This is a genomic window from Aerococcus sp. HMSC062A02 (genome assembly GCF_001809535.1).
In the GTDB taxonomy this organism is placed as follows: domain Bacteria; phylum Bacillota; class Bacilli; order Lactobacillales; family Aerococcaceae; genus Aerococcus.
The window spans coordinates 177993-200817 of the sequence record NZ_KV797910.1; the positions used below are offsets into that span (position 1 = coordinate 177993).

General features: G+C 45.4%; 20 protein-coding genes. 16 read left to right on the forward strand and 4 right to left on the reverse strand.

Features of this window, described 5'->3' with window-relative positions; all coding sequences use genetic code 11:
* The first annotated feature begins 132 nt into the window (after positions 1–132).
* From HMPREF2626_RS01720 to HMPREF2626_RS01770, 11 genes are all read left to right on the forward strand, one after another.
* Entirely contained in the window at positions 133–2409 is a 2277-nt protein-coding gene (locus HMPREF2626_RS01720) for a CAMP factor family pore-forming toxin (protein WP_070616934.1), read from the forward strand.
* 193 nt (positions 2410–2602) lie between these two features.
* On the forward strand, positions 2603–3517 hold the full coding sequence (cysK, locus tag HMPREF2626_RS01725; protein WP_070616935.1) for a cysteine synthase A: 915 nt from the start codon (positions 2603–2605) through the stop codon (positions 3515–3517).
* Positions 3507–4076 carry a serine O-acetyltransferase EpsC gene (gene epsC, locus HMPREF2626_RS01730; RefSeq protein ID WP_070616936.1) on the forward strand — a complete coding sequence of 190 codons (570 nt, stop codon included), beginning with the start codon at positions 3507–3509 and terminating at the stop codon, positions 4074–4076. Before cysK ends, epsC begins: the two co-directional genes overlap by 11 nt.
* Positions 4077–4467: 391 nt before the next feature.
* Entirely contained in the window at positions 4468–5379 is a 912-nt protein-coding gene (locus HMPREF2626_RS01735; RefSeq protein WP_070616937.1) for a magnesium transporter CorA family protein, read from the forward strand.
* A 181-nt stretch (positions 5380–5560) separates the two neighbouring features.
* Positions 5561–6874 (forward strand): diaminopimelate decarboxylase, encoded by a 1314-nt coding sequence (gene lysA, locus HMPREF2626_RS01740; RefSeq protein ID WP_070616938.1) that lies wholly within the window; start codon positions 5561–5563, stop codon positions 6872–6874.
* A 15-nt stretch (positions 6875–6889) separates the two neighbouring features.
* Positions 6890–7861 carry a diaminopimelate dehydrogenase gene (locus HMPREF2626_RS01745; protein WP_070616939.1) on the forward strand — a complete coding sequence of 324 codons (972 nt, stop codon included), beginning with the start codon at positions 6890–6892 and terminating at the stop codon, positions 7859–7861.
* A 117-nt stretch (positions 7862–7978) separates the two neighbouring features.
* Positions 7979–8902 (forward strand): pseudouridine-5'-phosphate glycosidase, encoded by a 924-nt coding sequence (locus tag HMPREF2626_RS01750; RefSeq protein WP_070616940.1) that lies wholly within the window; start codon positions 7979–7981, stop codon positions 8900–8902.
* 61 nt (positions 8903–8963) lie between these two features.
* Entirely contained in the window at positions 8964–9650 is a 687-nt protein-coding gene (gene tsaA / locus HMPREF2626_RS01755) for a tRNA (N6-threonylcarbamoyladenosine(37)-N6)-methyltransferase TrmO (protein WP_070616941.1), read from the forward strand.
* 20 nt (positions 9651–9670) lie between these two features.
* The gene (locus HMPREF2626_RS01760) at positions 9671–10222 is read left to right on the forward strand and encodes a LemA family protein (RefSeq protein ID WP_246818912.1); all 552 of its coding nucleotides are present in this window, start codon (positions 9671–9673) and stop codon (positions 10220–10222) included.
* Positions 10216–12021 carry a DUF2207 family protein gene (locus HMPREF2626_RS01765; protein WP_070616942.1) on the forward strand — a complete coding sequence of 602 codons (1806 nt, stop codon included), beginning with the start codon at positions 10216–10218 and terminating at the stop codon, positions 12019–12021. Before HMPREF2626_RS01760 ends, HMPREF2626_RS01765 begins: the two co-directional genes overlap by 7 nt.
* A 146-nt stretch (positions 12022–12167) precedes the next feature.
* Positions 12168–13052: a DUF368 domain-containing protein gene (locus tag HMPREF2626_RS01770; RefSeq protein ID WP_210382775.1), complete on the forward strand. Its 885-nt coding sequence runs from the start codon at positions 12168–12170 to the stop codon at positions 13050–13052.
* 45 nt (positions 13053–13097) lie between these two features.
* Here the strand turns inward: HMPREF2626_RS01770 and HMPREF2626_RS01775 are convergent, their stop codons facing one another.
* A complete protein-coding gene (locus HMPREF2626_RS01775) occupies positions 13098–13841 on the reverse strand; it encodes an amino acid ABC transporter ATP-binding protein (protein ID WP_070616943.1) in 744 nt (247 codons plus the stop codon).
* Positions 13834–15474: an ABC transporter permease subunit gene (locus HMPREF2626_RS01780; RefSeq protein WP_070616944.1), complete on the reverse strand. Its 1641-nt coding sequence runs from the start codon at positions 15472–15474 to the stop codon at positions 13834–13836. Before HMPREF2626_RS01780 ends, HMPREF2626_RS01775 begins: the two co-directional genes overlap by 8 nt.
* 229 nt (positions 15475–15703) lie before the next feature.
* On the opposite strand from HMPREF2626_RS01780, the gene zapA reads away from it, so the two are divergent.
* The 3 genes from zapA (at position 15704) to trxA (ending at position 19601) form a co-directional block, all read left to right on the forward strand.
* A complete protein-coding gene (gene zapA / locus HMPREF2626_RS01785) occupies positions 15704–16183 on the forward strand; it encodes a cell division protein ZapA (protein ID WP_168162690.1) in 480 nt (159 codons plus the stop codon).
* A 621-nt stretch (positions 16184–16804) separates the two neighbouring features.
* On the forward strand, positions 16805–19207 hold the full coding sequence (locus HMPREF2626_RS01795; protein ID WP_070616947.1) for an endonuclease MutS2: 2403 nt from the start codon (positions 16805–16807) through the stop codon (positions 19205–19207).
* Between the two features lie 82 nt (positions 19208–19289).
* On the forward strand, positions 19290–19601 hold the full coding sequence (gene trxA / locus HMPREF2626_RS01800) for a thioredoxin (RefSeq protein ID WP_070616948.1): 312 nt from the start codon (positions 19290–19292) through the stop codon (positions 19599–19601).
* 254 nt (positions 19602–19855) lie between these two features.
* On the opposite strand, the gene mgsA is transcribed toward trxA, so the two are convergent.
* The gene (mgsA, locus tag HMPREF2626_RS01805; RefSeq protein WP_070616949.1) at positions 19856–20317 is read right to left on the reverse strand and encodes a methylglyoxal synthase; all 462 of its coding nucleotides are present in this window, start codon (positions 20315–20317) and stop codon (positions 19856–19858) included.
* 91 nt (positions 20318–20408) lie between these two features.
* Here mgsA and racE point away from each other — a divergent pair, with 91 nt between their 5' ends.
* Positions 20409–21209 carry a glutamate racemase gene (racE, locus tag HMPREF2626_RS01810; protein WP_070616950.1) on the forward strand — a complete coding sequence of 267 codons (801 nt, stop codon included), beginning with the start codon at positions 20409–20411 and terminating at the stop codon, positions 21207–21209.
* A gap of 11 nt (positions 21210–21220) precedes the next feature.
* Positions 21221–21820, forward strand: a complete 600-nt coding sequence (locus tag HMPREF2626_RS01815; protein ID WP_070616951.1) for an XTP/dITP diphosphatase — start codon at positions 21221–21223, stop codon at positions 21818–21820.
* Between the two features lie 45 nt (positions 21821–21865).
* On the opposite strand, the gene HMPREF2626_RS01820 is transcribed toward HMPREF2626_RS01815, so the two are convergent.
* Positions 21866–22753 (reverse strand): mechanosensitive ion channel family protein, encoded by an 888-nt coding sequence (locus HMPREF2626_RS01820; protein ID WP_070616952.1) that lies wholly within the window; start codon positions 22751–22753, stop codon positions 21866–21868.
* Between the last annotated feature and the right edge of the window lie 72 nt (positions 22754–22825).

Sequence of the window (22825 nt, forward strand, 5' to 3'; positions counted from 1 at the left end):
TAAGGGCATAGACTATAGATAAGAAATGATACATAAATTGTTTCTTTTTTGTTTTATATCATCCTTGTAAGCGCTTAGGGTGATTGCTGGTGTTGTCACTTAGTTTATCGTGAATTTAGGAGGAAGATGAAGATGAATAAATCTAAAGCTCATTCACATACTATGTTAAGTCGTAAGGTAAGTTTGGGTGCCGCATCTTTGGCATTCGGTATCGGTTTACTCTTTGCTTCACAAGAGGCTGTGTTAGCAGCTGAAGTTGACCAAGCTGGCGCAGGACAAGCGGACGTGGAATCAAGCGTTGAAGTTGAGCCTGCTGAAACTGTTAACCCCGTTGTTCCTGAAAAAGAGCAAAGCATTGAAGCAGAAGCAAAAGCTGAAACAGCTCTACCAGAAGAAGAGCTTAAAGCTCTGGAAGCAGAATTAGCTGAAATGGCACCTGAAAATCCTGTAGAAGAAAAGGTATCTGAAGCTACTGTTTCAGACCAAACTCCAGCAGCTCCTGCTGAAGCAGTTGAAAAAGAAGACGCAGCTCATCCTGAAGCTCCAGCCAAGGAAGCTACAGATTCAGTAGAAGAAAATAAAGTTAGTGAAAAAGCTGACAGCAAAGACGCTGACAAAGAAACAAACAAGGAATCAAAAGCAGAAAGTAAAGATGGCAGTGAAGAAGCTGCAAAAAGTGAAAAAGAAACAGTAGACGTTGACGAAGCGCCTGCAGAAGAAGAGGCTATTAATTTTGCTGCATTAGAAAATTTCGCTAAGGAAAATCCTGAAGGTTTCAATAAAGTTCTATCTGTTGCTATTGCTGTGTCAGTTCAAGACGAAGACCGTGCGGCTAGTGAAGACGTTCTGAAGACCTTAGGGGAAGTTCTCGTAGATAATAAATTAGATCACGAACTTCTAGAAGAACTTTCTAAATTTGTGATCCGTTACGGCGAATTAGGTCCAGATGAAAGTGAAGTTCACCATATTGTGGAAGGCCAACCAAATGTTAGCCGGGCTTCTGGCTTCTCCTTCTATGCAGCTGGTGAAGACAAACCTGCCTTTAGCTTTGAAGATTTTGAGAAATTAGTGGGCAAGGTAACTGGGACAACAGATAGTGTCCTTAGCCTATTAGAAAACTTACAAAAAGGGGAACGGCCTGCTGCTGGTATCGGGGCGATCATGGATTCGATCCTACCTGTTAACTTAAACTTCACTAAGATCGGTGAATTAATCCAACGTATCGCTGAACTTAAGGCCGAAGCTGTTCGTCAAGATGTTTATCTTTCAACAGAAGTAGTCGGTGCCATTGCTGAATTAATTCCTTCTGAAGTGACTTTCAATGGGACACCTGTGAACTATGTTTTAGATAAGTTAGGGCAAATGGCTATGGATATCGGCCGTAGCGTTGCAGACGGTATGGTTGTTAGCTACCACCCAGGCAGCTTCTATAACCCAAACACCTTCCGTTTACGCGCTCGCGTCTTGCGCAAGGGTGCCGAATTAATTAAAACAGCTACGACAGAATGGCGGATGAAGCCACAAATCGTTCACTCAAAAGCTGGTTTAGAAATTACTCATGCCTTTATGTCTGTTGTTGATCCTTTCTCAACCGCAGAACGTTTGACTAAGCGTTTAAATGAATTAGAAGCCTTAGAAGTCTTCGGTAATGCTTACCGGAATATCACCCCTAAAGATATTGCTACGACTTATATCAAGGAAAAATTGGACAAGGCTATCTGGGACACCCGCTTCAAACGTGACGAATACATTCTTTCTAAAGTACCATTTGAAGTTTACCACAAGCTAAACAAGGCCATTACACGAGCTGTTGGAGTTCAATTATACTCAGAAACGCGCGTTTATCAAATTGACGACGCGGTTGCTGAACTTGAGGCAGCTTACGGGGAAGCCGTTTCTTACTTAGAAAGCATCCCAGCTGACCAACAAATCGCTCCAAATGCCCTTAAACGCGAATTGAAAGACCTTATTTGGAACACCCGCTTGGAACGCGATGGGTCATTCTTAGCTAATGTCCCAACTGAAGTTTACACGGCACTCAATGCAACATTAACTAAGGCTGTTGGCCTACAATTAGACCTTCATGCTAAAACAGTCGATGTTCAAGCCGTGATGGGTGAAATTAAGACGCAAGTAAATGAGGCTCGTGAAATTGCACAAGCTACCTTAAATACCCGTGCTTCTAAAGAAAGAAAACATGAACTTCGTGACTTGATCCGTGAAGTTCGGAGCATCCGCGATAGCGAATTGCTCGGCAAGGTTTCTTTCAATGCCTACAATAATTTAAATAAAGTGATCACCAAGGCTGTAGGAACTCGCCTCAGCTTGAAGGCCAGCAACGCTGAAGTTGATGAAGCAGCTAATGCCCTTCGTCAAGCCCTCGTTGCAGCCCGAGCTGAACTCGCATAATTGATCAGCTTCCAACTAGCAGACCGCTCTCCTAGAATCGGTCTGCTAGTTTTTTGTTTGTTTGTGGCGATTAGGGACGTTCGGAAAAAAATCATAACAAGATTTGAGGGCTTTTGCCTTGACCTGATGGAAGATCCCATCTACAATAAGGACAACTAACAAAAAATAAGTTAATCTTAATGAGGTGACCTAAATGATTTATAATAATGTATCTGAAGCAATCGGCCATACTCCTGTCATTAAATTAGATCAAACGTCAGAAGATGTCGCTAGTATCTATGTTAAACTCGAATCCCGTAACCCAGGTGGTTCTGTCAAGGACCGTCCGGTTAAGTATATTTTACAGAGCTTGATTGATAGCGGGGAAATCGAAGAAGGCGGGGCCATTGTCGAATCGACTTCTGGTAATACTGGGATTGCTCTAGCCATGTTAGGCGCGGCTTTAAAACTGCGTGTGATTATCGTTATGCCTGAAACCATGAGTATCGAACGTCGCAATCTGATGAAAGCTTATGGTGCTGAACTTATCCTCACTCCTGGTGCTGAAGGGATGAAGGGAGCCGGGGCCAAGGCCGAAGAGATTGCTAAAGAAATTGGTGCTCCTGTTTTTGGACAATTTGTACGTGAAGCCAATGTCCAAGCCCATGTGGAAACAACAGCCCGTGAAATCCTAGAAGATTTGCCAGAGATTGATGGCTTCGTAGCTGGGATCGGTACAGGAGGGACTGTAACGGGTGTTGGCCGTGTGCTTAAAGAAGAGAAGGCGGATGCTAAAGTCTGGGGGGTTGAACCTGAAGCGTCACCACTCCTTACTGAAGGGACGGCAGGCTCTCACAAGATTCAAGGCTTGGGGGCTAACTTTATTCCTAAGATCCTTGACCAATCTGTGATCGATTATATTGATAAAGTGTCTAATGAAGACGCTATTGCAGGGGCTGTTGAATTAGCACATAAATATGGTATTTTAGCTGGCTTCTCTTCCGGGGCTAACTATGTATCTGCCCAGCGTTTAGCTAAAGAATTAGGTCCTGACCACCATGTGTTGACTGTCCTACCAGATACAGGTGAACGTTACTTATCATCTGGAGCTTATAGCAATGAAGACTAAGGATCTGGACGAGACGCGCTGGATAGAACTCGCTCAATATATTTATAAGGAAGACCCAGCGGCAACATCTTGGCAAGAGGTTTATGAGCTCTATCCCGGCATCCGAGCCCTGCGTGACCATGCCCTGGCCCACGCCCTTTACCTAGAAGGGGAACAATTTGAAGCCCGTCGCCTGTCTGAAAAAAGCAAACGGGAAACAGGCATTGAAATTCATCCTGGGGCAGAGATAGGTGATAATCTATTTATCGACCACGGCATGGGTATTGTCATCGGGGAAACTGCTCAGATCGGTAACCAGGTTAAAATCTATCATGGCGTAACTCTGGGTGGGACCGGTAAAGAAAAAGGACGTAAGCGCCATCCAACAATTAAGGACTATGTGGAAATTGGAACAGGTGCAACTATTCTAGGTAATGTAACGGTCGGCCACCATAGCAAAGTAGGGGCTGGCGCAGTTGTTCTAGAAGACGTCCCACCTTATGCAACAGCAGTAGGAGCTCCCGCTCGCATCATCCTCCACGATAAAAATTGGAACCGAATTGGCGAATACGAAATTTAACAAGGGTGTGAGCAGTTGCGTTCAGACTTGAATGACTGGAGCCCAAACGGAAAAGAGCGGCTTTAGCCGATCGTTCCGATTGGGTGAAGTCACTTCAAGTCTGCAACTGCGAACCCAACTAACAAGGGTGTGAGAGGATGCGAGAGAAAGGAAGCTCTGGAGTAAAAGGATAGAGAAGGCTATAGGCCTTCGACGGACTTTTACGAAGATGAGCCCTTTCTGCATCCTCGAACCCGGTTACAGGGGGCCAGCAAGAGCGTTGACTTCTCGCCTTTCCCCCTAAATAAATAGACTTAACAAGCGGAGCTAGCTACGTCCTGGCTCCGCTTTTATTAATCGATGTTATCAGTAGGTGGATATGCTATAATCAAGTAAGTAAAGGAGGCTATCTATGATTGGTAAAGTAATATTTGGACCGAAAAAGGCTAATACTTGGGTGAATATCCAGGTTGAATCTCCCAAGGTCCTACAAAAACACCTTGTCACTTATGGAATCGATGCTGAAATGGCAGCCTATGCCCTAGACCGCAATGAAAGGGCTCGGGTCGAATACGACGATGACCATGATTGTTTGCTTCTCATTTATAATGCGCCCAAACGCCGTCTGTCTAATAGTTTTAATGAGACTTTTCCAGTAACTTTCTTTATTAAGGATCAACGAATTATTACTATTTCTAATGAAGAAAACCAATATATTATAGATGGCATGCGGGAAATTTTAGCGGCAGAGAAGAATTATTCCATTCATTCTTTCTTATTTGAGTGTCTCTACTTTATCACCACCTCCTACTTCCCTATTGTTGAATCTATGGTCCAAGAGCGTAACCGTTTGACTAAAGAATTACGGGAGCGGACGACTAAGGATAATTTGCTGGCCTTATCTGACGTTGAAACAGGGACTGCATACTTTCTGACTTCTGCTAAGCAAAACGTCTTACTTCTTGAACAATTCCGTCTTGGTCGAGTCGTTAGGGGCTTAACGGACGATGAAGTGGATGAACTAGAAGACGTTCAAATCGAAGCCAAGCAGCTGGTCGAAATGACCGAGCTTTCTTCACAGATCTTGGAACAACTGGGCTCGACTTTTAATAATGTCTTAAATAATAATTTGAACGAAACCATGCGGGTACTGACTGTCCTATCCATTATTCTTACTATATCTACTATTGTAACGGGCTTTTTTGGAATGAATATGCCTCTACCTGGTGTTGATTCGCCACTGAGCTGGATAGGAACGATTGTATTCAGTATAGTCATCGGCATTATCGTTCATCTTTTGATCAAGTTTTACTTTAAGGATTAGCATGGTGCTAGTCCTTTTACTATTCAACTTATGAATAAATGATAAAACATAAATATTACATATGAAAATGATCTTATATCGGTATTGTCAGATGCTAACTTTGCCGTCCTAAGAATTGACAAGCTAGGAAATAATTGATAATCTTTTAACATTAGAAAATAATAAGAGGGGGAATGTCTGAGTGGATTTAACGGGCACAATGGAAGAAAAAAACAATGAATTGTTTATTGGTGGAATAGGGGTTAAAACACTAAAAGAAAAATATGGCACACCTCTTCAAATTATTGATCAGAAGGCCTTAAAGGAGAAGATTTCTTGCTTTAAGGATAATTTCCAGGTAGATGGACTGGACTGTCGAGTGGTCTACGCTTCAAAGGCCTTTTTGAATAAGTATATGGTCCAATTAGTCAAAAGTTTAGGACTCCATATCGATGCGGTGAGTGGGGGCGAACTCTATACGATTCTCGCCTCTGGTATGCCGGCTGAGCGGATCTATTTCCACGGCAATAATAAGCTAGCTAGTGAGATCCGTGAGGCACTGGAAGCGGGCGTGGGGACCTATGTGGTGGATTCTATTGCCGACTACCAACACCTTAGAGAGGTCGCAGCAGAAGCTGGTCAAAGGATCCGCCTCCTGCTCCGGGTCAATCCAGGCATTGCGGCAGAAACCCACCAGTACATCCAAACCACCACGGAAGATTCTAAGTTTGGGATGTCAATGACGGATTCTAGAATCGAAGGCCTAATCCAGAATATGCTGGCTGATCCCCAGGTTGATTTGGCGGGATTCCACTGCCATATTGGCTCTCAAGTTCTCAAGGAAAACTTCTTCTTTGAAGAAGCTGAAAGTGTCATCTCTTTTGCTAAGAAAATGTCTGAAAATTACGGGATGAAGGTCCAGGAGTTGAATCTGGGTGGCGGCTTCGGTGTCTACTATGCTGAAGGTGATCAGCCTTTTGACTATGCAAGTTTCTTAACCGACTATGCTAAATATATTAAGGAAGAAGCTGCTAAGCAAGGCTTAAGCGAGCTTCAAGTGATCAGTATTGAGCCGGGACGTTCCTTGATCAATGCCAGCGGATCAACCCTTTATACTGTCGGTCAAGTCAAAGTGACAAAAGCAGGTCTGCCCTTTATCTTTGTGGATGGTGGGATGTCCGATAATATCCGACCTGCCCTTTACCAAGCAGAGTATGAAGCAGTACTAGCCAATCGCTTAAAAGATCCTGTTCAAGCGACCTACCGGGTAGGCGGTAAGTTATGTGAGAGCGGGGACGTCCTCTTGAAGGCAGCAGCTCTGCCCGAAGCGGAAGCTGGTGACTTGCTCTTAATGCCCAATACGGGAGCCTATACCTATAGTATGAGTTCTAACTATAACCGGATGGGACGGCCCGCAGTGGTTTTTGTGGAAGATGCTAAGGATCGCTTGGCGGTTAAACGGGAGACTTATGCCGATATGATGCGGAATGATCTCAGCTATGAAATGGATGAATAGAAAGTAGTGATAAAAATGGCGAAAGTTGGAATTGTAGGTTATGGAAATTTAGGGCGTGGTGTTGAAGCAGTTCTTAAGTCAGCCTCAGATTTAGAATTAGTAGGTATTTTTAGCCGGCGCGACCCAGCACAATTGGACACCGAAAGCCCCGCTTATGCCTTAGCTGATATCAGTCAATTTGTTGATAAGATTGATGTCTTAATCCTTTGCGGGGGTTCGCGCTCAGATATCCCAGAACAGGGGCCAGCCCTAGCTGCTAAATTTAATACCGTCGATGCCTATGATAACCATGCGGAAATCCCTGCGTATTTTGACCAAATGGACCAGGTAGCCAAGGAGAATAAAACTGTCGCTGTGATTTCTACAGGTTGGGACCCTGGGCTCTTCTCCTTAAACCGTTTACTCGGTGAGGCCATCCTCCCTGAAGGCAATACCTATACTTTCTGGGGTAAGGGGGTCAGCCAGGGCCATTCTGATGCGGTACGCCGGGTGGAAGGCGTCAAGGATGCTGTCCAATACACTATCCCTAACCAAGCCCTCATTGAAGCCCTCCATGCTGGGAAAAGCATTGACTACAAGCAAGGCACAGCCCACAGTCGTTTAGTCTATGCAGTCTTAGAAGAAGGTGCTGATGCTGACCAAGTAAAAGAAGAAATTGTCAACATGCCAGACTACTTTGCGCCTTATGACCAAGTGGACGTTCATTTTATCAGCCAAGAAGAACTAGACCGTGACCACTCAGGGATTCCACACGGAGGGACGGTTATCCGCCAGGGACAAACGAGTCCTGAACATAAGCAGGTCTATGACTTTACCCTCAAACTAGACTCTAATCCAGAATTTACGGCGGCTGTTAACGTGGCCTACGCTCGGGCTGCAGCTCGCTTAGCCAAAGAGGGGCAATATGGGGCCAAGACCGTCTTCGATATTGCACCTGCCTATCTTTCAGCTAAAGATGGTCAGACCCTGCGCCAAGAGCTCTTATAATCCCAGATAAAAGTTGGAAAACTTGCTCTTATCCTTATCAGATGAAGGAATTATAATGGTTTTTGCTAGAAAAATATGTTATTCTAAAGCTGATAATACTTGGAAAGAGGCGTATATATGAAAGAGACTTATCTATCAATTAGTCCTGAAGTGAAAGAAGCACAAGCTGCAGGGAAGCCAATTGTTGCTCTCGAATCGACGATTATTTCTCACGGCATGCCCTATCCACAAAATGTGGAAATGGCTAAGCAAGTGGAACAAATTATCCGTGACCACGGAGCTACCCCAGCTACCGTTGCGATTATGGATGGTAAGATCAAAATTGGCTTGACTGAAGAAGACTTGGAACGTCTTGCTAGTGAAAAAGACGTGGCTAAAGTTTCTCGCCGGGATATGGCAGAAGTTATTGCCAAGGGCGGTCTCGGTGCCACAACCGTAACTACTACTATGATTGGGGCCCACATGGCAGGCATCGATGTCTTTGTGACAGGCGGTCTCGGTGGGGTTCACCGTGGTTATAATGAACATATGGATGTTTCCGCTGACCTGGAAGAACTTGGCCAAACGCCTGTAACTGTTGTTTGTGCTGGGGCTAAGGCCATCTTGGACCTACCAAGAACCTTGGAATATCTTGAAACAAAAGGTGTGCCAGTGGTTGGCTACCAAACAGATAAACTACCCGCTTTCTTCTCTTCAAGCTCTGATTATGAGCTCAACACACGGGCTGATTCTCCTGAAGCAATTGCCCGTATGATGAAGATCTCACGTGATCTTGAATTGGGGCAAGGGATGTTGGTAACTAACCCAATTAAGAAGGAAGACGAAATTCCTCACGAAGAAATTGACCAAATTATTGACCAAGCCATTCGTGAAGCGGATGAAGCTGGTGTTAAAGGAAAGGATACCACGCCATTCTTACTAGCTAAGATTGTTGAATTAACAGATGGACGCAGCTTAGATGCCAATATTAAATTGGTTTATAACAATGCGGTTCTAGGTGCCCAAATTGCGGTTGCCTATAATGAAATTGCAAATTCATAAGCCATCACATAAGGGCTGGGCATTGAGGCCCAGCCCTTTTTCCAAGTAAAGGAGCATCAGAATGGAAATTCAACCAATCGCTTACATCTACACAGCTTTCAAAGAGAAATTTGGAACCCCCCGACAGAGCTCCTTGGCGACTGATTTGGAGGCCCGGATTGAATTTACCCCAACTTACCGGCAGAAGGACTATATCCGCGGCATTGAGGACTTTGATTATCTCTGGCTCATTTGGGGCTTTTCTCAAGTGGCAGCTGAGCAGACCAAAGCAACGGTGCGTCCACCTAGACTCGGTGGCAACCAGCGCTTGGGTGTCTTTGCGACGAGATCTCCCTTTCGCCCTAACCGTCTAGGCTTGTCTTCTGTGCGCTTGGACCGGATCGAGTGGACTCAAGACAAGGGGCCCCTTCTCTATGTCAAAGGGGTGGATATGGTGTCTGAAACACCGGTATACGATATTAAACCTTACTCAGTTGAAGCAGATTCGCATAGTCAAGCTGCCTCGGGTTTCGTCGACCAAGCAAGTTTTGAGCGCTTAGATGTCAATTTTCCGCTAGCCGAATTAGAAAAGATTCCTGAAGATAAGCGACCGGGTGCCTACCAGGCCTTAGCCTTGGATCCTCGGCCAGCTTACCAGCAACATAAAGAGAAGCGCTACGGCATGCGTTATTATGAACAGAATATTATTTTTACAGTCGCAGATGGCAAGTTACAAGTGATCGAAGTACAAGAATTACCTGAACGTTAAGAAATAGAAAGAGGATCATTATGGGAATGATAATTGGACTCGTTGTTTTAGCACTTATTGCCTTAGTTGTGGTATGGGCTATTGGACGCTATAATCAAATGATTGGCACAGCTGAAATGGTAGACAATGCCATGGCCCAAATTGCGGCTCAAGTGGAATCGCGCTGGGATGCTTTGAGCAATTTAATTTCAGCTACTAAGTCCTATCAGAGCCACGAAGCGGACACTTTGAAGCAAATTGTCCACGAACGCTCTGGGGTCAGCCGCCAGTCGAGTGTCAGCCAAATTGAAGAAGACCAAGCCCAGTTCGAACGAGCCATGCGGGCCATTGACGTGGTAGTCGAACAATACCCAGATCTTAAAGCATCAGGTGTTTACCAACAGACCATGTCGAACGTCGACAAGTATGAAAACAATGTCCGCCAGTCGCGTATGGTCTTTAATGACATGGTGACTAAGTTTAACCGCTTGATCAAGGTCTTTCCTAATTCCATTATTGCTAACTTAACTGGTTTTCAGCCTAAGGATTACTTCAAGTCTAGTCCTGACAAGGCGGAGATGCCACAATGGTAAAGCCTGGACACCAGCGCTTCCTCCTCTTCTTAGTCAGCCTTATCCTTACTGTTATGGTCCTGCCTGGAGAAATAGTCTGGGCCAATGAGAATAAGGGGATCCAGGTCGACGTGACCCTCCAGCCAGATGGCAGTGCCAGGATCCGAGAAGTCTGGGATATGGTTGTCGATGAAGGGACGGAGCTCTATAAACCAATGACCATGCTGGACGACCAAGAACTAGTCGATTACCAAGTTAAAGTTGACGGCCAGCCTTTGACCTACCAAGAAAATTGGGATGTGGAAGGCTCCCAAGAAGAGAAGTCAGGCCATTATGGTCGAGCAGATGGAGAATTAAACTGGGGGATAGGGGCTTACGGGCCTCATACTTATGAAATCTCCTATCAAATTAATAACTTTGTCGCTCAGAGCCAGACCGAACAGATGGTCTTCTGGAAGTTGGTCAATGACTCTATGTCGCCGGCTCCAGAGCAAATTAAAATTAGTCTGCAGTCAGATCTAGAGCCTCTGACCTTAGAGAATAGCTATCGAGCCTGGGCCTTTGGTTTTAGGGGAAAACTCTCCTTTGAAAATGGCAAGATCATAGCTAGCAGTCAGGGAGATTTCGATGGCTCTAATTATGCTACTCTCCTCCTTCGTATTCCGGCTGGGACCTATCAGACCGGCCTCAAAGTGGACAAGTCCTTTGAAGACTATCTCAAGACCGCCTTTGAGGGCAGTGATTATAACTATGAGGACTACGACCCGGAAGCTACTTATGAAGATCTCCAAACCGGGAGTTTGAATGCTAAAGGGCCCTCAGCCTTTGACCGCTTTATGGACCGCCATCTAGGGAAAATCATCCTAGCGGGCCTTGCCCTTGTCGGAGTATCTGGAGCTATGGGCGCTTACCATATCTACAAGCAGCGTAAACTGAAAGCTCGTTATTATCCGACCATGGCCCAGGCAGAAGAGCGTTTGGAGGGCCACTACCACCGGGAAACACCGGCGGAGGATGTCTATCAAATCTATGCCTTATTGGAAGATATGGAAGTTGAAGACCTCAAGGCAAATTATCTCACCGTTGCCTTGCTTGACCTGGTTGCTTCAGGGGCCTTACTTATAGAGACCAACCTAGAATCTGGTCTCTTTAGAAGCAAGGAAGAGAGTCTCTTTAGCCTAGTTGCTGACCAGACACCATCTGGACCAGCTGGGAGTATTTACCAGCTAATGGCTAAGGCTCAAGGTAAGAGAGACCAGCTCAGCCAGTCAGAATTCAGCCATTATGTGGAGAATAACCCAGAAAAATTCATCCAGGCCTTGGCTAAGATGAAGACCCACAGTAAGTCCTATCTGAAGGAAGCTGGCTATTTGAAGTCATTACGAGCTAAAGCAGCCAAGGAAAAGACAGAACGCGACCAGGCGGATGACTTGGTAGACCTGCCACTGACTGATCAAGGTTTTGTCTTTAGAGACCAAGTCGTAGGCTTTAAGAATTATCTTGCCGACTACTCCTTGCTCAATGAAAGAGGGGCTAAAGAAGTTGGTCTCTGGGACCAAATGATGCTTTATGCCGGCGCCTATGGGATCTTGGAAGAAGTAGAAAAGGAATTTGAAAAAGTTTATCCTAACTACTACCAGTATTCTAGCTTCAACCAAGTCCCTCTAATGAATTATTACTGGATCAGCCGGTCCATCAACCAGTCTTATGTGAAGGCAACGAGCATGAGCGAAGTTTCTAGCTCTGGGGGCGGCGGCTTTACTAGTATCGGAGGAGGTGGCGGTTCCTTCGGCGGCGGTAGCGGCGGAGGTGTCCGCTAAGCCTGTCTTTTGAGCTCTCTTTCTTAGGCCTAGGTCTAAGGAAGGGAGTTTTTCTTAGCTTATAAAATTTTAGTCTTCTTTAATTAAATTTATCTAGCTTTCATGTATAATTGAGAAGTTAAGTGAAAGATTATGGAGGTTTAAATGTGAAAAATCAAGAGATAAGTAATGATTTATTTTCTAAAGATTGGTTTTTTAGGATATTCAAAGGTGCCCTAGTTGGGATCGGTGGCATCCTGCCTGGCCTATCGGGTGGGGTCCTCGCAGTTATCTTTGGGCTCTATGATGAAATTTTGAGTTTTTTAGGCAACCTAACCAAGAATTTCTGGCAGAATGTCCGCTACTTTATTCCAGTTGGGATTGGCTTTGTGTTGGGGATCTTGCTTTTCTCCTTTGTGGTTAAGGAAGCCTTTGGAGCCTATGAAGGGCTCTTTACCTGCTTATTTATCGGTTTTGTGATCGGTACCTTTCCTTCCCTCTACCGGCAAGCTGGGGAAGAAGGGCGGTCAACAGCTGACCTGGCTATTATGGGGGTCAGCGCGGTCTTACTCTTCTTGCTGATGGTTGTTGGCGGGAGCGCGCTCACAGCGGTTGAACCGAATTTCTTTGTCTGGTTAATGTCTGGGGCCTTAATTGGTCTAGGTGTCATTGTACCGGGGATGAGCCCAAGTAATTTTTTGATTTACTTTGGTCTCTATGAGAAGATGTCTGCGGGTATCGCAGCTTTGGATTTCTCAGTGATTATCCCTCTCGCTTTAGGGGGCTTATTCTGTGTATTGGCTCTAGCTAAAGTCGCCAATTGGCTTTTTGCCCACTTTTATTCCAAGATGTACCACTTTATCTTAGGAACAGTCATCGGGTCTTCGCTGGCGATCTTCCCGACTGTCGTCTTTCCAACCTTTACCGCGGGGGGGCTGGCAGCTTCTGGATTGAGCTTCTTCTCCAACTTACTTTTATCCGTTTTAATGCTGGTTGCAGGGGTGCTTTTCTCCCTGTGGTTCGCCAAGATTGAAGCTAAATATTCCAAATAAAAAATTGGCAGTCCTAGTTTTTAAACTAGCTACTGCCAATTTTTCTTATTTTTCAGCTAAATAGCGGGTTAGGAATTCTTTCGTTCGTTCATGTTTAGGGTGGTTGATCACCTGGTCAGGTTCGCCATCTTCTACGATGTACCCCTTATCCATGAAGCAGATGCGGTTGGAGACGTCCCGAGCAAAGGCCATCTCGTGGGTAACAACGATCATAGTCAGTCCTTCTTCGGCTAGCTGGGTCATAGTCTGGAGAACTTCGCCGACCATTTCCGGGTCTAAGGCAGAAGTGGGCTCATCGAAGAGAAGTAATTCTGGATCCATGGAGAGGGCCCGAGCAATGGCTACCCGCTGCTGCTGTCCCCCCGAAAGTTGGTGGGGCATGGCATCACGGTAGGGGGCCATGCCGACTTTTTCCAGGTTAGCTAAGGCCACTTGTTCCGCATCTTTGCGGTTGCGTTTCATAATTTTTTCTTGGCCAATCACACAGTTTTCAAGAACGTTCATATTTTTGAAGAGGTTGAATTGCTGGAAGACCATACCAACTTTGGCTCTAAATTTATTTTGGTCAAAGTGGCTGGCGAGAATTGATTGGTCATGGAATCGAATGTCTCCTTCAGTGGGTTCTTCAAGCAGGTTTAGACAGCGCAAGAGGGTTGATTTACCTGATCCGGATGAACCAATAATGGAGATGACTTCACCTGAACTGACTGAGAAATCGATATCCTTAAGTACGACATTATCGCCAAATGCTTTCTTTAAGTGGTCAACATTTAAGATTGCATTAGTCATGAATTTCCACCTCACTTGTTGATGATTGGTAAACAGTATAGGAGTCGCTGCCGCTCATCTTGTGTTCGACGAGACGCAAGATACGGGTCGTGGTGAAGGTTAAGACGAAGTAGATGATCGAGGTAATGAAGAAGGTTTGGAAGGTAAGATAGGTTGTCCCGGCGGCTGAACGGGTCACGAAGAAGAGCTCCGTTACAGCGATTACGTTAAGGACAGAGGTATCTTTGATGTTAATCACAAATTCATTACCCAGGGCAGGTAAGATTGAGCGGATAGCTTGGGGAAGCACCACATAGGTCATAGTTTGGAAATGGTTCATCCCGATTGCCTTAGCAGCTTCACTCTGTCCATCGTCAACACCGATAATCCCGCCCCGGATAACTTCGGCTAGGTAGGCTCCGGTATTCACAGACACGATCAGTAAGGCAGCAAACATGGAGCTCATATTAATATTGAAGAAGAGCTTGGACCCATAGAAGATCAGCATGGCTTGAACCATCATTGGCGTGCCACGGAAGATTTCGATATAGGCCATGATAATAAAGTCAACGATCTTATATAGTGTTTGCCCCAAACGATTATGTTTAGGCACTTTAATGGTCCGGTAGATGGCGATTAAGAGGCCAATGAAGAAGCCCACTAAGGTTGAAACGAGGGCAATGAACATGGTATTTGTTGCCCCTTTGATGAATTGGGAACTGTAGGTCTTCCAGATCCCAGCGACTTCGCCCCAGAAACCTGCTTCTTGGTTTCTTTGGTTGAGATCAACCATGTCTTCCATGATTTGGTTTCGTTCATCTTCAGAGATAGTCGCTAACGCGGCATTGATCTCTGAAGTGAGAGGGGAGGACTTGCGCAAGCCAACCGAAATTGAGCTGGATTGGTCGCCGAGGTCAAAACCTTGGCCTTCTTCAAAGCTCACCATAGTTAAATCATCATTAGCTGCTAAGGCAGCTAGGGCACCTGGCCGTTCGGAGATATAGCCATCGATCTTATCACTGAGTACGGATGAGATCATGGTAGGGAAGGAATCCATGGCGGTCTCTTTTTTAACACCTGGCACCTGGTCGATTAAGTTATAGTGGAAAGTATTTAATTGGCCAGTAAGGCGGCCGCCGTTGAAGTCTTCCAAGCTCTTGGCATTGGCATAAGGGCTGTCCTTGCGGGTGACGACAACGATATCCGAATTATAATAAGGATCTGAAAAGTCAATCTGGCGGAGTCGTTCAGGCGTTGGGGACATGCCCGCGATAATCGCATCAATCTTGCCTGATTCCAGGGCTGGGGGAAGGCCATCCCAATCCAGTTTGACAATTTCCAGCTTGAGCCCTAGCTTGTCAGCCAGGCGCTTAGCAATCTGTAGGTCGTAGCCATTGGCGAATTGGCCGTCTGCATTAGAAATTTCAAAACCACCATTGGCATCGGAAGTTTGGGTCCAGTTGAAGGGCGCGTAGTTAGCTTCCATTCCGACTCTTAGGATCCCCGGGCTTTCCAAACCCTGTTCAATTTTTTCTTGGTTAAACTGCGTGCTAGCTTCTGATTCAGCAGCTTGGGCTGGCTGGGGCAAGACACTTGCAATTGCCAGAAAAACTGTCATAAAAACAGCAAAAAAGGACAATACCTTTCTTGTCATATGTATTCTCTCCAATCTTGATGAAAATTCAACCGACAGAAGCGGTTGACATCTAGTATGTCGTTCTCAATGATACCATGGAACGCCAGGTTTTTGTCAAAAAAAATCATAAAAGCTGAGATTTCTGAAAGGATAAATACAATGGAAATAAAAGCGACTGACTAGCGCCTTTAATCGACTCATGCTAAAATAGATAAAGAATGACCAGTTAAGGAGAGAAAGGATGCCTATGACGAAGAATAAAAAAATGCGTCATCAAGTCGTAATTGCTAACCAAGACTATACCATTGTCAGCGATAAGTCGCGTGCGCATGTCGACCAGGTAGTTGAAATTCTTAACCAACAAATGAAGGAGATGCAGACTAGCCATTATGCTATCTCAACTGAAGAACAAGCCCTCTTAGCGGCAGTCAATGCTATTTCTGACCGCTTAGACCTTGAGCTGTCAGTTGAAAATCGTAATCAGAGCCAAGAAACGGCCAGCGATATTGGAGGGTTAGAAGCTGAAGTCAAAGCTTTAAAAGAGGAAATTCATTTTCTCCATAAAAATTTTGCTAAAGCTTTTCAACGTTTGTTAAAAGAGCGGGATACTTCTGAGTCAGTCAGTCCAGTTGATCGTCACGACCAAAGCCAAGAAAAGACAGCGAGTCAGCCGAGCGCTTCATCGGATCGCAAACAGGGAGGCTTGACTAAGACCCGCCGCCACTAGTGCAAAGGAGCGCATCTGGCTATGATTCTTATCTTATTTTTATTGCTTAGTTTGATCAAGGGCTTAGCCTATTATCGAAGACCCTATTTATTGGGAGGCTGGGGAGCAGGGGCCTATGCCTTGACCTTGGCCTCCGCCTTTAGCCTGGCTCGTGTTTTGAGCCCAACTTTAGTAGGCCCCTTGGAACTTTTCCTTCCTCTGCCAGGCCATGACTTAGATACGACTTACGCTTTTTATCCAAGAGAACTGATTCCTAACTTGGATACAGCTTTTTTCAGATTAGCGGCTTTTTGTTTCGTTTTCGTTTTTACTCTACTTCTTTTGCGCCGCTTGACTAGGCCTCTACTTGTTCTTACTTCGAGTCAGCAGTCGGCGCAGCTAAGCAAGTCCCAGCTAAGCTTAGTGGGGATTTATGCCTTGCTAGATAGCTATTTTTTAATTTTTTTCAGCTTACAGCTGCTAACTTTCATAGGGCTCCCACAAGTGCAGACTTTTTTAGGCGACGATTTTTTGGTTTCTAGACTTTTATTCCAAAGTCCCCTTTTAAGTCAGTGGATGTTTGCTTTTATTTTTGATGGATTAGCCCTAAATCTCTAGTGTTTGCGAAGGAGGATGCTCTGTTTGAATCATAAAATATTTGAAACACTTGAATTTGATCGTATTCGTCAGGAGGTTAAGGGATATTGCCAACACCCGCTAGCTAGCGAGAAGAGCCAGTCTCTTACAGCCATGACAAATCGAAAGGAAATCCAACAAGCGCTCGATGAAGTTGAAGAATTTTGCCGCTTGGATGCCTTGACCTTGGAAATGCCATTGGGTCGGGTGAACGATATCCGTCCTAGCCTAAAGCGCCTGGAGATCCAAGCTTCTTTAAATGGCCAAGAGCTAGCAGGAATTCTACAGCTACTGACCCTAGTTAAGGGCTTGCTTAACTTCCAAGGACGGCTCCAGGAAGAGGAGGAAGCCTTTGAATGGATCCAAACTTACCTGGACCAGTTAGTCGCTTTGGCGGAAGAGAGACGGGCCTTGGAAGCGGCCATTGAAGTTGATGGTACTGTCAAGGATGGGGCAAGCAGCCGCTTAATGCAGATCCGCCGCCAACTCCACAACGAGGAGAACAATATTCGCCGCCAACTGAACCAAATTATTAAATCCAATAAAAGCGCCTATTTGAGTGACCAGCTGGTAACGATTCGAAATGATCGCTATGTTCTCCCTGTCCAACATTCCTACCGCCATGCCTTTGGGGGGATCGTCCACGACCAGAGTGCTAGTGGACAAACTTTATATATAGAACCCCAAGTGGTAGTGGAAAGCAACAACCGTTTGCAGGCTCTCAAAAGAGAAGAGAAGGAAGAAATTGAGCGGATTTTGGCCGAACTCTGTGCTAACTTAGTCCCCGTTCTTGCGGATTTAGCGTCTAATAACGAGCTGCTTGGCCACTTAGACTTTATCCACGCTAAATTTCAATTGGCTAAAGCCTACCAGGCCAGTAAACCTGTACTTGCACAAGCAAGCGACCAGCTTGCCCTTAAGGCAGCCTACCATCCCTACCTAGATGCCGATACGGCCGTAGCCAATGATATTTACTTCAGTTCGGACTATCGAATGATTATTATCACTGGACCCAACACAGGTGGGAAGACCATCACCCTTAAAACAGTGGGCCTGATTCAGTTAATGGCTCAGTCTGGTCTATTCATTACGGCTAAACCAGGTTCAAAGCTTGAAGTTTTTGATGAAATCTTCGCTGATATTGGTGATGAGCAGTCGATCGAACAGAACTTGAGTACCTTCTCTGGGCATATGACCAATATTATTCAGATCTTGGAGCGAGTGGATAGCCAAAGCTTGGTCTTAGTCGATGAGCTGGGCTCTGGGACAGATCCTCAAGAAGGGGCAGCTTTGGCCATGGCGATTCTGAACCGCTTATCAGATAGTCAAGCCAAGGTGATGGCAACCACCCACTATCCAGAACTTAAAGCCTTCTCATATGAACACCCAGCCAGCATCAATGCCAGTGTCGAATTTAATGAGAAGACTTTGAGTCCAACTTACCGACTCTTGATCGGGGAACCCGGACGGTCTAATGCCATTGATATCGTTAGTCGTTTGGGTCTCGACCAGGACATTATCCAAGAAGCTCGCTCCTATATCTCTAGCGATAGCCACAATCTTAATGATATGCTCCTCTCCTTGGATGAACAGCGGCAGAAGTTTGAACGCAAGTCCAAGCAACTCAATCAGAACATGCAGAAAGCCGATGACCTCCTCCATGATTTAAAATTAGCCTACCAAGCCATGCGGGAAGATAAGGAAAAATACCTACAGCGGGCTAAAAAAGAAGCCAATGAGATTGTGGAAAAACGTAAGAAACAATCCGATAAAATCCTGCAAGATATCCGCCAATGGCAGCTTGATCAAGGCAAATCACAGGTCAAAGAACATGAGATGATCGATAAGAAGAAAGCTCTTGACGATTTAACCTACGAAGAACAGCAATTGCAGCAGAATAAGGTGCTTAAGAAAGCTAAAAAAGAAAAAGCGGCCCAAGAGGCGGCTAAAACTTTAGAAGTTGGCGATGAAGTGAAGGTGATTCCTTATGGTCAAGAAGGCGTCGTTATGGAAGAAAGGGAAGATGATGAGTGGGTAGTTCAGATGGGGATCTTGAAGATGACCCTGCCACGCAAGGATCTTAAACTCCTCCGTAAGAGCAAACAGGCAGCAACAGACAAGCCAGCAAGAGCTAGTGTTAAAGCCTCTAAAGCTAAGTCAGTGTCATCCAGCCTCGACTTGAGGGGAGAACGTTATGATGATGCCATGAAACGTTTGGATGCCTATATTGATGCTGCGCTCCTGGCTAATTATGGCCAGGTCACGATTATCCACGGCCATGGGACAGGGGCCTTGCGCAAGGGCGTGCAAAACTATCTCAAACGCCATTCTCGGGTGGTGGATTTCCACTTTGCTCCCTATAATATGGGCGGCAACGGTGCGACTATTGTTAAGTTTAAGGAAGACTAAAGCCAGGCAAAACTTATCTAAAAATCAGCAGCCTATGTTATACTAAAATTATACAAGCAAAGAAATACTAAGGAGGTATCTTATGGTACAAGCACTAACTGATGCAAACTTTGAAGCAGAAACTCAAGACGGACTGGTCCTGGTTGACTTTTGGGCAACTTGGTGTGGCCCTTGCCGAATGCAAAGTCCAGTCATTGAACAATTAGATGATGAAATGGGCGACCAAGTGAAATTTACTAAGGTCGATGTGGATGAAAACCAAGAAACAGCTCGTCGATTTGGCATTATGTCGATTCCAACCCTTCTTATTAAAAAGGATGGCGAAGCAGTTGAGACTTTAATTGGTTATACACCAAAAGAAAAATTGGAACAAATCTTAGAACAATATCTATAAGATAAGCAAAAATTGAGCGGTTGGGCTAGGCCTAACCGCTCATGTGCTTAAATATGATTGATTGTTTGATAAGGTCCCTTAGTGATAGCTCGCTTGTTCTTGCGAGGGAGGCAGGCTAGTCTCATACCCTGTAGTTGGGTTCGCAAGAGCAGCCTTGAAGTGATTTCAGCTCATCGAAACGTCTGACTACCGTCAGCCTTTTTCGATGAGCCTCCAATCATTCAAGTCTAAGCGCTCTTGCTCACACCCTTTGCTTATTTGATTGGTCGGTCTGGGTTGCCGTGGGCGAGGTTGGCGCGGATGTCTTTGTTGATAGCGCCTTGGTCGTATTGGGTCCGCCAGTCTAGGTAACCTGCTTCAAGGCCGCGGATGAGAACTTCTGCTGTTCCGATGTTAGTTGCTAGCGGCACATTGTAGACGTCGCAGAGACGAATTAGCGCATTGACATCAGGCTCATGGGGCATGGCAGCTAGGGGATCGCGAAGGAATACCACTAAGTCCATTTCATTTTGCGAGACCGCTGCACCGATCTGTTGGTCACCACCGAGGGGGCCAGATTGGTAACGATGAACCTTGAGTCCTGTTGCCTCTTGGATCTTCTTTCCTGTCGTGCCGGTTGCAAAAAGCTCATGTTCCTGTAAAATTTCCTTGTAGGCTGTCGTGAAAGCAATCATAAGATCTTTCTTGCTATCGTGAGCAATTAAAGCAATTTTCATTTAAAAGCCACCTTTCAATTAAGTAAAAAATCTATAATCATCTTCTAATCAATTGTAACACGAATTTGAAAATAAAGGATTTGAGAAGTTTATGAATTTACCTATTGCCTTTCTGGATTCGGGGGTCGGGGGCCTAACGGTTGTTAAAGAAGCCATGCGTCAACTGCCCAATGAGTCCCTAATCTATATCGGTGATAATGCTCGTTGCCCCTATGGCCCGAGACCTGAGGAGGAAGTTTCTTTCTTTACCAATCAATTGGTCGATTTCCTGGTCAAGCAGGGGGCTAAAATGCTCGTTATTGCCTGCAATACGGCCTCTGCGGTGTGTCTGGAAGAGGTGCGCAAGCGCTTGGATATCCCGGTAATTGGGATGATCCAGCCTGGTGCCCGAGCCGCCAATAAAGCCACACGTAAGGGACGCATCGGGATCTTGGGCACCCAGGGAACGATCGAAAGCGGGGCCTACCAGGAAGCTTTATGGGCTAAAAATAACCACTTAGAGCTTTTTCCCTTGGCTTGCCCCGCTTTTGTCCCTTTAGTCGAAAGTCACCAATACCAGTCCTCTTTAGCTAAGAAATTAGTGGCTGAGACCCTAGCAGATTTGCGCAAAAAAGATCTCGATACCCTGATCCTAGGTTGTACCCATTTTCCTCTATTAGAACAAACCATCCAACATGTTATGGGGAAAGAAGTTACTTTGATCGATTCAGGGGCGGAAGCCGTGTCAGAATTATCGATTTTGTTGGACTATCTGGGCTTGGCAGAATCTCGGCCGGGACATGCTAAACAGCATTTCTATACGACAGGCTCGGTTCGCTTGTTTAAAGAAATCGGCCAGGACTGGCTGGGCCGAGAAATGGCTGTGAAACAAGTTAAATTAACTGATTTATAGGAGGATAACGGATGAAAAAAATTGTCATTGCTACTAAAAACCCAGGTAAGGCCAAAGAATTTGAAATGATCTTTGCCAATTACCAGGTAGAAACCCTTTTAGACCATCCAGAAATGGCAGATATTGAGGAAAATGGACGCAGTTTCTTGGAGAACGCCGGGATAAAGGCGCGGACTGCTGCTCAAGCTTTAGGAGAAATCGTGATTGCGGATGACTCAGGCTTATCTGTGGATGCCTTGGACGGAGCCCCCGGTATTTATTCCGCGCGCTATGCAGGTCCAGAAAAATCGGATGCTGCTAACCGCGCCAAACTATTAGAGGAATTGCAGGATGTTGATCCAAGCAAGCGGCAAGCTGCCTTCCACTGTGTCTTAGTCGTCGCTGGAGCCAATGGTGAAATCCTAGCAGACTATGAAGGAAAATTAGAAGGCGAAATTTTAACAGAAGAGCGAGGAACGAATGGGTTTGGTTACGATTCCCTCTTCTATGTGCCTAGCAAGGGGATGACTACCGCTGAAATGACAGCAGAGGAAAAAGCAGCCATTAGCCACCGTGGTCAAGCCCTGGCAGCCCTCCAAGAGGACTTAGACCAAGGCAAGTTAAAGCTCTAAACACACAAAAACCAGCTCCTTTAATTTGGAGGCTGGTTTTTTCGATTAGGCATTTTCATTGAACTTTTCTTCCCTAGCTTGGAGCATGGCCATGGAAGTATTGAATTGAGATTCGGGTTGGCTGATACCTGCTTGGTCTAAGGCTTCAGTAAGTTTGCTGTAGTACTTGCCTTCGACATCTAGCTGCATGCCATTAACCGCAAAGAGACGGACCCGGTAAATCAGGTTGAAGCGGTTGCTATCGCGGAAGACTCCCAGATAGATGGAATCTTGAGCGAGTAGGGGATCCGGTTGTTCTTTTTCCATGCAAGCTCTAAGCACGGCTTCAATTTGGTCAGCATCCGAATCGGGATAAATTCTCAAGTCGATATCGCAGCGGATAGGGTAGCGGGAGCGGTTGGTGACATCTGTAATATTACGGTTGGAAATAAAATGTAGGTCCCCGTTAAAGTCCTTAATGACTGTGGTTCGGATGCCTAGCTTAGAAATTTCGCCTTCATAATCGTTGATGAGAACCGTATCACCCACATCAAATTGGTGTTCTAAGAGGATAAAGAAGCCGTTAACAATATCGTTAACGAGACCTTGAGCCCCAATACCAATCGCCACACTGGCAATCCCGGCACCAGCCATCAGTGTAGCGACTGGAACGCCCAAGATCGCTAAGACAGAGTAGATGACGAGGAAGTAATAGGTATACTGGATAAAATTTTGTACCAAGGTACGCAAGGTTTGTTGACGGGCAGGATTCTTCTCAAAACGTTCGGCCTTGTCGTAATAAAAATCAACCGAGCGAGTTAACAAGCGGCGGACGATCGAGAGAATCAAGACAGTGATAACAATTTGAATGATATTACCAAACCAAGAGCTGATGACTTGGTCCCATTCAATTTTAGAAAAATAATTAGTAAAAAAAGTTTTGATTTGTGACATGGCTGCCTCCTACTTTCTTTTAAGTATTCTAATTTTAAGGAGAAAGCATGGAAAAGTAAAGTTTTCTGATTG

Excerpts from the sequence above, each read along its gene's own strand:
- racE (WP_070616950.1), top strand. The coding sequence starts at position 20,409 with ATGAATTTACCTATTGCCTTTCTGGATTCGGGGGTCGGGGGCCTAACG.
- HMPREF2626_RS01820 (WP_070616952.1), bottom strand. The coding sequence starts at position 22,753 with ATGTCACAAATCAAAACTTTTTTTACTAATTATTTTTCTAAAATTGAA.
- zapA (WP_168162690.1), top strand. The coding sequence starts at position 15,704 with ATGACGAAGAATAAAAAAATGCGTCATCAAGTCGTAATTGCTAACCAA.
- tsaA (WP_070616941.1), top strand. The coding sequence starts at position 8,964 with ATGGAAATTCAACCAATCGCTTACATCTACACAGCTTTCAAAGAGAAA.
- HMPREF2626_RS01765 (WP_070616942.1), top strand. The coding sequence starts at position 10,216 with ATGGTAAAGCCTGGACACCAGCGCTTCCTCCTCTTCTTAGTCAGCCTT.
- HMPREF2626_RS01780 (WP_070616944.1), bottom strand. The coding sequence starts at position 15,474 with ATGACAAGAAAGGTATTGTCCTTTTTTGCTGTTTTTATGACAGTTTTT.
- cysK (WP_070616935.1), top strand. The coding sequence starts at position 2,603 with ATGATTTATAATAATGTATCTGAAGCAATCGGCCATACTCCTGTCATT.
- HMPREF2626_RS01775 (WP_070616943.1), bottom strand. The coding sequence starts at position 13,841 with ATGACTAATGCAATCTTAAATGTTGACCACTTAAAGAAAGCATTTGGC.
- mgsA (WP_070616949.1), bottom strand. The coding sequence starts at position 20,317 with ATGAAAATTGCTTTAATTGCTCACGATAGCAAGAAAGATCTTATGATT.
- HMPREF2626_RS01735 (WP_070616937.1), top strand. The coding sequence starts at position 4,468 with ATGATTGGTAAAGTAATATTTGGACCGAAAAAGGCTAATACTTGGGTG.
- epsC (WP_070616936.1), top strand. The coding sequence starts at position 3,507 with ATGAAGACTAAGGATCTGGACGAGACGCGCTGGATAGAACTCGCTCAA.
- trxA (WP_070616948.1), top strand. The coding sequence starts at position 19,290 with ATGGTACAAGCACTAACTGATGCAAACTTTGAAGCAGAAACTCAAGAC.
- HMPREF2626_RS01745 (WP_070616939.1), top strand. The coding sequence starts at position 6,890 with ATGGCGAAAGTTGGAATTGTAGGTTATGGAAATTTAGGGCGTGGTGTT.
- HMPREF2626_RS01720 (WP_070616934.1), top strand. The coding sequence starts at position 133 with ATGAATAAATCTAAAGCTCATTCACATACTATGTTAAGTCGTAAGGTA.
- HMPREF2626_RS01750 (WP_070616940.1), top strand. The coding sequence starts at position 7,979 with ATGAAAGAGACTTATCTATCAATTAGTCCTGAAGTGAAAGAAGCACAA.
- HMPREF2626_RS01815 (WP_070616951.1), top strand. The coding sequence starts at position 21,221 with ATGAAAAAAATTGTCATTGCTACTAAAAACCCAGGTAAGGCCAAAGAA.
- HMPREF2626_RS01760 (WP_246818912.1), top strand. The coding sequence starts at position 9,671 with ATGGGAATGATAATTGGACTCGTTGTTTTAGCACTTATTGCCTTAGTT.